Origin of the sequence: Oceanobacillus aidingensis (assembly GCF_042654105.1) — a bacterium.
GTDB lineage: Bacteria > Bacillota > Bacilli > Bacillales > Amphibacillaceae > Oceanobacillus > Oceanobacillus oncorhynchi.
In genome coordinates this window covers 82243-95495 of the sequence record NZ_JBHSFT010000011.1, presented here as the reverse complement: position 1 = coordinate 95495, position 13253 = coordinate 82243, and the positions used below count along the sequence as shown (strand labels likewise).

The window sequence follows — 13253 nt, the reverse complement described above, 5'->3', positions numbered from 1 at the left end:
TCATTCGACAAATTTCACGTCAATACAGCTTTTTCACACTTTTTTGATATTATTTTGAACATCATGGTACAGGCTTCCAAAAAAGAAAAAGCATAGGAAACAGAGGTATCATAAAAAATCTGCTTCCTACACTTTTTTTGCTATATCAACCGCATAGCCTATTCACTGACTTCAATATCATATTTCCGTAACCAATAATCAATCTGGCAGAGATGAGCAATTAACTGCGGCCCTCTCATCAGCTGACCATACCACGGATCCTTGAACTCTTTCCCCGTGCTTTCTACAATTTTCTCTACCTTATCCTTCTTCAAAAACTCAAAGATCCTTGCTTCGGAGTCGGTTAAAATCTTCCGCATCCACTGCGACACCTGCTCCGTATATTCCGGCTGAAATGTCCTTGGATAAGGGCTCTTCTTCCGGTAAAGCACCTCTTGCGGCAGAACGCCTTCCATCGCCTTTCGTAAGATCCCTTTCTCCCTGCCATTTGCCATTTTCATTTCCCAGGGAATATTCCAGACATATTCCACAAGATGATGATCTGCATATGGAACACGCACTTCCAGCCCTGCACCCATGCTCATTCGATCTTTTCTGTCCAGAAGCTGGGACATAAACCACTGCATATTTAAATAAAACAATTCCCTGCGCCTTGCATCTACCTTGCTTTCTCCATCGAGGCGAGGCGTTTCATCTATTGTCGTTTGATATCTGTCCTGCACATAATCTGCAATTTGTAATTTGCTCTGCCAATCATCATGCAATAATTCAACTCTTCCATCTAAAGACCGAATCCATGGAAAGCTGTCTCCCACGGCCGTCGGATCATGGAACCAAGGGTACCCGCCGAATATTTCATCTGCACACTCTCCAGACAAAGCCACGGTTGTATGCTTCTTCATTTGCTGGCAGCACCATAATAAGGAGGAATCAATATCTGCCTGCCCCGGCTGGTCTCTCACTTCGACCGCTTCTTTCAGCAGGGAAGCAAGCTCCATCCCTGTAATCACTTCTTCATGATGATCTGTTGAGAAAGCTTCCACCATTTTTTCAATCCATTGCTGATCACTGGAAGGCTGAAATTTACTCTCCTGAAAATGCTTTTTATTACCTTGGTAATCGAGGGAGAAGGTCGATAAAGCGCCCAGTCCTTTTTCTTTGTAGTGATTTGCCGCTATGGCTGTAATTGCACTGGAATCTAAACCGCCTGACAGGAAGGTAGCCACAGGTACATCTGCTACAAGCTGCCTTTGAACGGAATCGATAAACAGCGTCCGTACTTTTTCTGCTGTCTCTTCTAAGGAATCCTTATGCTCTTTACTTTCTAAATTCCAATAACGCCAGACCTTTATTCCTTCTCTCGAAACAGCCATCGCATGCCCGGCTCTTAATTCATTGACATCTTTAAACAACCCATGCCCCGGTGTTCTGGAAGGCCCCAAACCAAAGATCTCCGAGAGCCCGGTCCGATCAATTTTTGTTGTTACCTGCGGATGCGCAAGAAGCGCTTTTATTTCGGAACCGAACACAAACGTTTTTCCTTTTTCACTGTAAAAAAACGGCTTTACCCCTAAACGGTCACGTGCAATAAACAGCTTCTCCGCCGCATTATCCCAAATAGCAAACGCAAAAATACCGTTTAAGTGGTCCACACAGTCTTCCTTCCATTCCATATAACTTGTTAACAGGACCTCTGTATCCGAGGATGTCGTAAATGTATACCCCCGTTGCATCAGGCTTTTCCGTAATTCCTCTGTATTATAAAGCTCTCCGTTATAACAAATAACGTATTGCTTATGTTCCGCCTCTTTGGTCATTGGCTGTCTGCCGCCCTCTAAATCAATAACAGAAAGACGGGTATGGCCAAATCCTACGTGACCATCCAGCCAATAATCCGTTGCATCTGGACCGCGCAAAGACAATGTAGCTGCCATCTTTTCTAATGTGTCTCTCTCGTCCCTCGCACGTTTATCCCAGCTAATGAATCCGGTAATTCCACACAAATGGCCTCATCCTCTCTGGCAATGTCTCCAGTTCCACATTAGCCTATGCTATGCCGGCCAAGTTCGTGCATAACCAGAGGAATGTTTGGTTAGAAAAATGGATTGTTATGATGGTGTTCAAGTTTCATTTCATACTTTCCGCCAAAATAAAAAGACCATCTTCACGATGATCCTTCATTTGCAAATTTATTTATCTTTTATCGTTACACCCTCTGAGCTTCCGATGATGACAGTATCCGCCATATCAATGAACAGACCAGTTTCCACCACACCTGCAATCGCCTGTATTTTCCGGTCTAAGTCAGCTGGATCCTCTATCCTTTCAAACGGACAGTCTACAATATAATTTCCATTATCGGTGACAAGCGGCTCTCCATCCTTCAAACGAAGCACCGGCACACAGTCAAGCTTCTCTATTTCATGAGCTGTACGTTCCCAGGCAAACGGCAGGATTTCTACCGGCAAAGCATACGCTCCTAAATGGTCAACCATTTTTGACTCGTCCACGATAATAATTAACTTCTCGGCAGCCTGCGCAATGATTTTCTCTCTAAATAACGCTGCACCGCCGCCCTTGATTAATTGAAAATCCGGATCCACTTCATCTGAGCCGTCAATGGTTACATCCAATTCCTTTGTTTCCGCAAAATTAGTCAGAGGAACGCCGAATTCCTTTGCCCATGCACCGGTCTGAATAGAAGATGGAATTCCTTCTATTTGAATGCCTTCCTGCTCAATTCTTTCACCTAAAGCGCGAACAAGCCAATATACCGTGGAACCTGAACCTAAACCGACTTTCATTCCATCCTTCACGAAGGTCGCCGCTTTTTCGCCGACTGCTTTCTTTAATTGCTCCTGTGTATTCATCATATTTGCCTCCTGAATGAAGATTCTTAATATCCGAGATGATCTGACGCTTATAAATTACTCATTATGTATCCGTATCCATTATAGCGCAAATGAGAGTTTTTAGAAATAATCAAATATGTAATTTGAATGAATTTAATGGCAAACAAGTATGATGGTCCCCGCGTCAACCGTCAACTTACAAAGAAGCATTATTATGATATAATCCACCATATAGGGAACACTTATCGAGATGGGAGTGAACTGGCAATGAAACGAGTTTAGCAGAGATTTTTCGGAATGAAGGCAAAGCGGAAGACAGATCAGCTTTAGCTAACACAACCGTTGAACTAATTACAAAGTTTTCAACTCCAATTCCTGAAGACTGGAAGAATAAACTGCACCAACAAGAAATAAGCACATTGGGGTCACTTATCAAGCAAGTAGATGAATTTCAAACCACAGAGGAAATAAACCAATATTTAAAATAGATAAAACACGGGGATTTCCGTGTTTTTTTGTACCTGTAGAAATGTAAAGCTTCAGTACCTTTTTTGATGAAATTTTTAAGTACAAACAATATCAAACGTTAACTAACAAGAACGTTCCCAAGGACCAGCATGTAATATTGAAGCATACTCTTTAATGAATAAGCATAAATGGTTATTTTCCAGTAATACCCTTTATTAATCAATGCTCCTGCAACAGCTTCATCAATGGACTTTTTAAAATGCTCGTCTACATTTATATAATAGTTAGTTGGCGTTAGATACTGATTGTGTCTTTCGGGTTGTAATCCATAACAATGCCACTAATTGCATTTAAAACTGATTTGGAGGATTCTTTTCTGTCATCCTAATATACAACCTTGTTGCCAAGACCATTCACATATTCCCGATACTTACTTAGAGTGACAATATAAGAATCGTGTACAAATGGCTTAAAACGATTCAATGTATCTTCAACCATCAAGTTGTCACTAGATAAATTAATAAACTACTTCGATTTTTATTCAGTAGATTAAGGATATATTCTGTTTCCTGCTTCCCTAGCTAAAGCTAAACTGACAGTATTCATGTGGTCATCTCATTTATTTAATTTATATTAAGAAAAAGAGCCACCACCTGAAAAGTTGATAGCTCTTTGATAGGGTGGAAGGATTTATTGCAGTTTTATTTCATTTTTTCTTACTGGTTAGGGAGGTTAAAACATCATAGGTGTTAGCATTTAAATATAGGAGTGAACCTGAGTTTTGTGAACAGTGCAGATGCAGCAATAGGACCAGATAGGACAGAAAAAGAAGGTTTATCCACTTACTGATACTTTCCAAGATGCTGAAGCACAAGGTAAAGGAGTCAGAACACAATATGAATTTTGGAACGGGAATGCTTCTCCATCTTCCCATAAAATAAAAAATAAAAGTGTTACAATAGAGTAAGATAAGAATTGAAGGGAAGTGAGTAAGGTGGAATCAAAATTTAAATTTAAATTGAAACAAATACTAATACTTCTAGCTTTTGTTGCAGTGCTGATAATTCTTAATATCACGTTAGAATTTTCACCCTTAGCAAATATTCTGGTTATGGTTCCCTTTATTTTGCTAGGATGTTGGTTCACTTACCAAAATTATAAAAGAAGAGAGACGGAGATTAAACATTCCAATAAAAAGGATTACTCTTAGGGGAAATCAGGCAGTCGAAAAACCCTCGGCTGCCTATTTTCATGTTGAAAATTGCTCCAAATTGACCGTAATTATTTGGTATAATAGAAGTACCACACAAAGGCAGTGATGAGCTTGTTTCACACTAGAAAACACACGCAAAACGAAATCGATTTTGTTTAGAAGACTTAGTTCCCCAAGATCAATTACTACGAAAAATAGATAAATACATTGATTTCTCTTTTATTATTTAAAAAGTAAAACCTTATTATTGTGATGATAAGTTCCACCCGTGGCGCAAAAGTACCCTCTTGCCCACAAATGCTGTCCCCAATATCTTTTCTTTAGTTCTGGAAATTCGTCTTGTAATAACCTTGATGATCTTCCTTTCAGATATTACATGATTTTACTTGGGGCAACACTTGGTGTACAAGATAATAATAAATGGATATGATCTTTGCAAACACTATCTTGCAAGATGGTTATTCCTCTTGCTTCACAACCTTGCCTAATCAATTCTCTTGCTCTTACTACTATATGTCCTTGCAACACCTTATATCTATACTTCGTTACCCATATAACATGATACTTAATATCATATACTGCATGACCGCTTTTTCTATATCCGTCCATACCATCACCTCTTCTGTTAGTATGGACAAAAAAGATAAGGCTAAAAGCGGATATCGTCTAAAGACGGTGGAGTTAGTCCACGCATTTGGAAATTAAAACTTCAGCACTTCTTTTAATGAAACAAGCAGTCTCTGTCCGAGATTTTTGTGAAACAGGGCCAAAACTGTCATGGATAATTATTCTTGATTAAGAATACACCCTAAAAGAAAAGACCCGCAAGCTGCGAGTCTTTCCCAATCATTCTATTAAGGCAATACTGGTTCGTCCTGAGTCACACCAACTTCATAACGAAGTATTTCCTGTCCTTCTTGTCGAATATCCCAATTTACTACGCGTTCGTTAACCGGAGCTAATTCTGCACGGTAAACCGTTGGGAACACAGGCACTTGTTCTACCATATATTCTTGCCACTCACTATACACTTCTTGTCGATATTCTAGATCCATCGCTTCTGGAGAAACTCCTTCTTCTAGAAGACGTGTATTTTCTTCATCCTCCCAGCGAGTGAAATTATATATTACATTTGGTCCCCATAAGCCTGTCGGGTCAACATCCGTTCCTACTGACCAAGCAGCTGAATAAACATCAATGTCTGGATCATCATTACCCTGCTGTCCAATTCGATCATAGAAATCATTAAATTCTAATAAACGTCCATCAATTTTTTCGACTTTAATTCCAACTTGTTCCCATGATTGGATATAATAATTTGCTAAAGGTTCTGCGGTGTCTCCGCCTTCCATCGTTGCATAATTAAGCACTAGCTCTTCTCCGTCTGGATTTTCACGGATGCCATCTCCGTCTACGTCTTCATAGCCGGCTTCATCTAAAATTTGATTTGCCATATCCGGGTCATAAGTTGGCGTTTCAATAGAGTCATCATGATAAATTTCATAGAAAGACGGCATTAATGTGGTTGCATTCCAACGTAATCCATTATAAAAGCGTTCTCCTACAGCATCATTATCTACTGCATACCACATTGCCCGGCGCAATTCGACATCGCCGACTTTTGAATTTTCTAAATCCATATCTACTTTTCCATTCTCATCATCCCATGTTCCTAGTTTAAATCCGACATATGAATAAGATCTGTCGAGTCTTCCTAAGAAATCTACATTTGTTAAAGAATCTACTACATCTGGATATTGATCCGTAGGGAAAGAATCCACCATATCTACTTCTCCAGTTTCCAAGGCCTGTACGACAGTTTGAGGAGCAATTACTTTTAGTGTTACTTTATCTAAAGAAGGCTCGCCTCTCCAATAATCCTCATTCTTCGTATATGTTACAGACTCACCTGGAGTGATAGACTCCACTTTAAACGGGCCAATCCCAATCGGGTTTTCACGTACCGCATCAGAAGAAGACATATCTGCTACTGGAATATCTTCAAAGATATGTTTTGGCAACGCATAAGACCATATTCCGCCTGAAAGTAAGGAAGGTGTTGCTTGTTTAAAGGTCATTTTCAACGTTTTGTCGTCAATAATCTCTAATCCTTCTATACTATCTGCTTCCCCATCATGATATTCTTCTGCACCGACGAGGTTTACAACATCCCCATAACGCGGACCGTCATAATCCGGGTCAGCTATAACTTCAATGGCAAATGCCCAATCCTCTGCAGTTACTGGTTCGCCATCATGCCAATTAACTTCATCACGAATTGTAAAAGTAAATTCATTTCCTTCCTCATTGACCTCAAATTGAGCTGCACCCTCTTGAGTATAAGTGAACGTATCGTCAACTTCTAAAAGCGCCTCATCGAACCAATCAATTACTTCCGAATCATATACGTCTGAATAAAAATTAAAATTCAAGGTTCCAGCAAAAACGGTATCTGATACAAGTCCAAAATTCAACTCTCCGCCATCCATTGCTTCCCCTTCTTTACTAGGACTAAAATCAGCTATATCATATATCTCCCCATCAGCTTCTTCTGAATCATTATTTTCTTCTGAACCGCTATCTCCGCTGTCTCCGCCTCCGTCACCCTCAGCATCATCAGAACCGCCGCTGCAGGCTGCAAGTACAAGAAGTAGAACCAACATCATTGCAAATAAAAGCTTGCTAAATTTTGCTTTACTCATCCTTGTAAACCTCCCTTTTAATTATATTTCTTTTACGCCGGCAAGGACTACCGGCAATATATACTAAACATCAAGCTGCTGTAAGCAATTGATGTAAGTAATTGATGTAAGTAACAGAATAAATTTCTAACCTCTCCGTTGTCTTGCATCTGCCGCACGCCGCAATGCTTCTCCGACATTACGGACACTTAGCATTAATAATAGAATCAATACTGCAGCCGGCACCCATATCCACCAGCGAAATTCCAATGTTTGCGGATTTGTTGCATAAGCTAATAATGTTCCTAAACTCGGCGTGTCCTCAGGAAAACCAAATCCTAGAAAGGATAATCCAGACTCTATTCCAATATTTTGCGCTAAATTCAACGTCATCGTTACGATAATTAAGGATGTAATGTTGGGTAAAACCTGTTTAAAAATAATGCTAAAGTTAGAAGAGCCTAATGTTTTCGATGCTTGTGCATAATCAAGCTCTTTCTCCTGCAATGCTTTGGAGCGGATTAACCTTGCTATTCCCATCCAGTTAAAGGCTGCCATAATGACAGCGAAAGTGAAGATATCATAACTTGGTGTCATCGTTACAAAAACAATAATAATCATTAGAAATGGCAATACCATAAAGAAGTCGATAATACGCATCATGAAATTATCGATGTGCCCTCCAAAATAACCAGATACAACACCAAAAGCGATTCCGAATACCCCGCTTATAACTGTTACTAAAAACCCAATTGCTAAAGAATTACGTGTGCCAATAATTAATTGGCCAAATACATCACGTCCGCCATAATCTGTTCCTAATATAAATTGGTCAGAAGGCGGTTCATTAATAGCGAATAGATCCACCGTCACAATTTCAGCCTGATTTAGAAATAAAGAAATTCCAAATACGAAAGCGGTAATTAAAATTAAGAAAATCAATGAAACCAAAGCCAGTTTATCCCGAACCAACTCCCTTAATAAGATATTAAGGGAAGAAGGACTCTTTTGTTCAGCAATTTTAGCCGTATTAGCTTCCATATATTATTCACCTCAGTGTCTGTCAAAATTCTATTTAATACGGATCCTCGGATCTACCATACCTAAGATAATATCCGATAATAAAGCACCTAAGATGCTGGCAATACCGAATAATAAGGTAAGTGCTGTCACAACACTAAAATCACGCTGCCCGATTGATTCTAAGAATAAAAGCCCCATCCCCGGATAACCGAAAATCCTCTCGACAAACACAGTACCTGTAATTAAAGATGTGATTTCCCAGCCAAAGAAAGCTGCAATCGGCAGGACTGAGTTCCGGAAAATATGTCTGTTATAAACACGGTTTTCAGAAGCTCCCTTTGCTCTTGCTGTAATAATAAAATCCTTTTGCTTTGTATCAACAATTTCACTTCTTAAATATTGCACCGTGCCGACAACAGAAATCAATGCGATGGATATTCCTGGTAAAAGTGAATGATTTAATTTACTCAGGTAATATTCCATTGTCCCGGGTTGCATTCCAGGAGCCACACTGCCGCTTGTCGGAAACCATCCCAGCTGGTACCCAAAAATCCAAAGAATAACTAAAGCGAATATAAAAATAGGTGTAGCAAAACCAAGGTAGGTGTAGCCTGTAATTGCTGAGTCCAAAGGCGAATCATTATAACGCCCGCTGATAAGTCCAAGCGGGATGGCAATTAAATATGTAAATACAAGTGCAACAACAGATAACAGGACTGTATTATTTAATCGCTCAGAAATGACCGCTGTTACATCCGTTTTAAATCGATAGGACTGTCCTAAATCTCCCTGTACCAGGCCAGTAACCCAATCTGCATATTGGATATACCATGGATTATTAAGCCCTAACCGCTCACGCTGAATTTCCAAAGCTTCCTGTGTAATTGTCGGATCAATCAAACCGGTGAGTGCATCCCCAGGCATAAGCTGTGCCATAATAAATACAAGCACACTTAAAAATACAATTTGGGGAAATGTAATTAATAGCCTTCTAACAATAAATTTCCACATAGACGAATCAACCTTTCTCTGGCAAAGCAACTTTATGAGTGCTAGAAATAGACTGAAGACCGAAAGCCAGCCCGTTACCGTCAAAATACCTATCATAAGACTCACGATATTCTTTTGCTATTTCTTGCCGGAATTTAAATTGCCTCTCACGATTTTTAGGATCAATATCGGGAATAGCTGCAATTAACCGTTTTGTATAAATGTGCTGTGGGTTTTCAAAGATGTCTTTTGTGCTGCCCTGTTCCACATACCTTCCTTTATACATGATTGAGATATTGTCACACATATGCTTTACCACTCCCAAATCATGGCTGATAAAGAGATAGGTTAGATTCAATTCTTTCTGGATTTCCTGAAGAAAATTAAGCACCTGCGCCTGTACAGAAACATCCAAAGCAGACACAGGTTCATCTGCAATAATCAGTTTCGGTTTTAAAGCAATCGCTCTGGCAATTCCGATACGCTGTCTCTGCCCGCCAGAAAATTCATGCGGATATTTAAAAATACTGTCAGAACTCACATTAACGATATCTAAAAGCTCCTGTACACGTTTCCTCTCTTCTAATTTTGATAATTTTTCATAGTTCCGAAGGGGCTCTGCCACAATGTCCAATACCCTTTTTCTCGGATTTAACGAAGAATAAGGATCTTGAAAAATCATTTGGACATCTTTTCGGAAATCTTTGGTTTTTGCTTTTTTATCAGTAACGTCTTTTCCATTAAACAATACTTGTCCAGAGGTCACATCTTCCAAACCAATAATCGCACGCCCTGTGGTTGATTTTCCAGAACCAGATTCTCCTACCAATCCATATGTCTTCCCTTGCTCCAGTTCAAAAGACACCCCGTCAACCGCACGTATATGATCAACCGTTCGATTTAAAATTCCACCCTTAATCGGGAAGTATACTTGTAAATCTTTCACCTCAAGAAACGCCATTTTCCTGTTCCTCCTTATTATCCGGGAAGTAAAAATGCTTATAACAAGTACATCTGACAAAATGCCCAGGTTCCACTTCATGTAAGTCTGGGTTCTCCTCGTGATGAGATGCATCGACCCAAGGGATACGCTCTGCAAAACGACAGCCTGTTCTCGGCAGGTTTTTTAACGTCGGCACAACACCTTGAATCACATGAAGCCTGTCCTGTCCTTCTGTCGGCACCGAATTTAATAAGGATCTTGTATAAGGATGAAGCGGATTAGCAAACAACTTATCCACAGGTGCTATTTCTACAATTTGCCCAGCATACATAACCGCCACCCGGTCAGCCATTTCCGCAACAACGCCTAAATCATGAGTAATCAAAATAATCCCTGCATGTATTTTTTGTTTTAATTCTTGGATTAAATCAAGAATTTGCGCCTGAATCGTCACATCCAAAGCAGTAGTCGGCTCATCAGCAATCAACAGCTCTGGATCATTGGCAATTGCAATTGCTATAATGACACGCTGCCTCATCCCACCGGATAATTCATGTGGAAATTGCTCATAAACTCGCTCTGGTCTTGGAATGCCTACTAAATTAAGCAATTCAATCGTGCGTTTCTTTCTGCCCTGCTGCCCCAATTTTTTATTATGCAAAAATAAGTTCTCTTCAATTTGTCTGCTAATGGGCATCAATGGGTTTAATGCAGTCAGCGGATCCTGGAAAATCATCGCCATCTCGTCTCCGCGTATTTTGTTCAGCTTCGATTTTGGCATCTTAACAATATTTTGATTATTTAACGAAATTTCTCCCTCTATTTTCGCTCTCGTGTGTAAACGCATGATTGAAAATGCCAAAGCGCTTTTTCCTGAACCGGATTCTCCAACAATCCCCAATATTTCATTTTTATTCAACGTAAGCGTTACATCATCCACCGCTGCGTAATATTCATCGTCAATCCGAAAAGATGTTTTAAGGTTTTTTATTTTTAGCAATTCATTACTCAAACCCGTGTCCCCCCTTACTCAAATTGTTTTCTCTACGCTGTATGAATCTCTCCGTAAAAATTTCAGCCCCCTCCTTTTCTATTTATTGAATACTCAGATGACAAAAATTTGAGTAATTTCTGAATAAAAAAATGCATGTACACTCATTCATTTTAATTAATTCCTAACTAAAAAGATTTGTACAAACATTCCTGGTCTAAGCTCTGCTCTTCTACTAAATCATATCTGTTTTATCACGGAGAACCGTCCGTAATCTCCCTGAATCACTCAACTTCCACTGGCTGAAGTTTCGTTTTATAATTGCTGCAGCAATCATCTATGATATAAATCTAGTGCACCGATTAAGCGACTGTTTTATCTCGTATAACATTATGTAGTATGATAAAAGTATAACTGTTGAAATTTTTCTGAAAATTGTCCGTAAATAAACGAGAATTTTATCGCTTTAATACAGTAAAATCTATTCTATTTTCTCTCATCTCTGGCTCTTATAAAATATTGCATTTTTATTTCAAAAAGTTAAAGTTCGAAAACTTATCGTAAACAAACCTTAATATACTTTGAAATTATAGTTTATAACCTCCCTAAAATCAATAGGTTTTGACAAAAAATAAAATTGGAAACGATATACATTTTTTTCTTTACGACATTAAAATCCTTTAAAACCAAGGGCTTATTCCAATAATTTACTACAAAAACCGGAATAATTTTTTTCATTCTTTCTCTTTTCTTTCGTGTCGTTTTATCGGTCAGAGTCATCTACATACCGTCATTTTTAACATATATTAACAATTTAATAAAGGTGGATATACCTTTAAAACAGGATTAAATTGGATATTTTAACGTTAAACATTTATCTATTATCTTGAAATGATTTTAGAAAATGCAACAAAATTTGATTTTATCTGCAGACCTTTTTGTTTCTATTCATTTTTCACAACACTAAAAAACTTCATTCCATAAGGTTTCCCTTACGGAATGAAGTTTCATTTTACAAAGCGACATATGATTTAACTTTTTTTGGCTTATACTTTTCGGATAACTCTTGAATTCGCTGCATGTTCCCGATATCGAGGTTCCCACCACTCACGATGACTCCGCAATGTCTAGAACGAAGCTGATGATGATGTGCGAATAGGGCTGCCAGAGCGGCTGCTCCAGCTCCTTCCATCAATGTTTTATTCCGTTCAAGCATATATATAATCGCTGCAGCAATTTGTTCATCAGTTACAGTGACAATATCATCGACATATTCCCGGATGATCGGTAAAGTATGCTTTCCGGGTTCCTTTACTGCAATACCTTCTGCAATGGTGTTCACCTGCGTCCATTTTTTCACCTGTTTAGTGCGATAGCTGTCATAAATAGCTGCAGCTCCTTCAGCCTGTACACCAATCACTTTGATATTTCGGTTGATATGCTTAGCAGCAACTGCAATTCCACTGATTAAACCGCCGCCGCCAATTGGTACTAAAATCGTATCGATACGGTCTTCCTGACGCAGCAGCTCCATAGCAATAGTACCTTGTCCAGCCATAATATCATGATCGTCGAAAGGATGAATATAGGTTGCGCCAGTTTTCAGCTGATGCTCCAGTGAGGCCTGATAAGCTTCTTGAAAGCTCTCTCCTGTCAGGATAACATCTGCACCATAATTTCTGGTTGCATTCACTTTCGCAAGCGGTGTGCCCTCTGACATAAATATTGTTGCCTTCACACCTAATTTGGATGCGGCATGTGCAACTCCCTGCGCATGATTTCCGGCAGATGCAGTAATAACACCATTCTCAAGCTCTTCATCTGTCATCTGCATCAGTTTGTAGCTTGCGCCCCGAAACTTAAATGCACCCGTTTTTTGCTGATTTTCCATCTTACAATAGACATGCTTCCCTACTAATTCATCTGTTGTATGTGATGTTAACAGCGGTGTTTGATGAACAATTGGCTTTAATTTCTTCCATGCTTGATATACTTTTTCACCAGTTAAGCGATCCCCAAGTGAATCCACACTCCTTCAGTCCTCTTATTCATTATAGTTTTCTATCTATCTCTCTATCTTCTCATAATTAAA

The 13253-nt window shown here is 39.2% G+C and carries 8 protein-coding genes and 1 pseudogene; all 9 read right to left on the bottom strand.

What is annotated here, in order from left to right:
- Nucleotides 1-158: 158 nt before the first annotated feature.
- Nucleotides 159-2003 carry an asparagine synthase (glutamine-hydrolyzing) gene (gene asnB / locus ACFO3P_RS08360; RefSeq protein ID WP_289584430.1) on the bottom strand — a complete coding sequence of 615 codons (1845 nt, stop codon included), beginning with the start codon at nt 2001-2003 and terminating at the stop codon, nt 159-161.
- Nucleotides 2004-2189: 186 nt separating this feature from the next.
- On the bottom strand, nt 2190-2870 hold the full coding sequence (gene rpiA, locus ACFO3P_RS08355) for a ribose-5-phosphate isomerase RpiA (RefSeq protein WP_042530051.1): 681 nt from the start codon (nt 2868-2870) through the stop codon (nt 2190-2192).
- A 1924-nt stretch (nt 2871-4794) separates the two neighbouring features.
- Nucleotides 4795-5142 (bottom strand): annotated as a pseudogene (gene tnpA, locus ACFO3P_RS08350) (IS200/IS605 family transposase); the annotation flags it as partial.
- Between the two features lie 245 nt (nt 5143-5387).
- Nucleotides 5388-7235: an oligopeptide ABC transporter substrate-binding protein gene (opp4A, locus tag ACFO3P_RS08345; RefSeq protein ID WP_042530047.1), complete on the bottom strand. Its 1848-nt coding sequence runs from the start codon at nt 7233-7235 to the stop codon at nt 5388-5390.
- 126 nt (nt 7236-7361) lie between these two features.
- Nucleotides 7362-8255 (bottom strand): ABC transporter permease, encoded by an 894-nt coding sequence (locus ACFO3P_RS08340; protein WP_042530044.1) that lies wholly within the window; start codon nt 8253-8255, stop codon nt 7362-7364.
- A gap of 30 nt (nt 8256-8285) precedes the next feature.
- Nucleotides 8286-9248 (bottom strand): oligopeptide ABC transporter permease, encoded by a 963-nt coding sequence (gene opp4B / locus ACFO3P_RS08335; RefSeq protein WP_042530042.1) that lies wholly within the window; start codon nt 9246-9248, stop codon nt 8286-8288.
- A gap of 7 nt (nt 9249-9255) precedes the next feature.
- A complete protein-coding gene (locus ACFO3P_RS08330; RefSeq protein ID WP_193065373.1) occupies nt 9256-10188 on the bottom strand; it encodes an ABC transporter ATP-binding protein in 933 nt (310 codons plus the stop codon).
- Nucleotides 10175-11182, bottom strand: a complete 1008-nt coding sequence (locus tag ACFO3P_RS08325) for an ABC transporter ATP-binding protein (protein WP_212928345.1) — start codon at nt 11180-11182, stop codon at nt 10175-10177. Before ACFO3P_RS08325 ends, ACFO3P_RS08330 begins: the two co-directional genes overlap by 14 nt.
- A gap of 991 nt (nt 11183-12173) precedes the next feature.
- Nucleotides 12174-13190, bottom strand: coding sequence for a threonine ammonia-lyase (gene ilvA / locus ACFO3P_RS08320; RefSeq protein ID WP_042530036.1), 1017 nt, complete (start codon nt 13188-13190; stop codon nt 12174-12176).
- Nucleotides 13191-13253 lie beyond the last annotated feature (63 nt).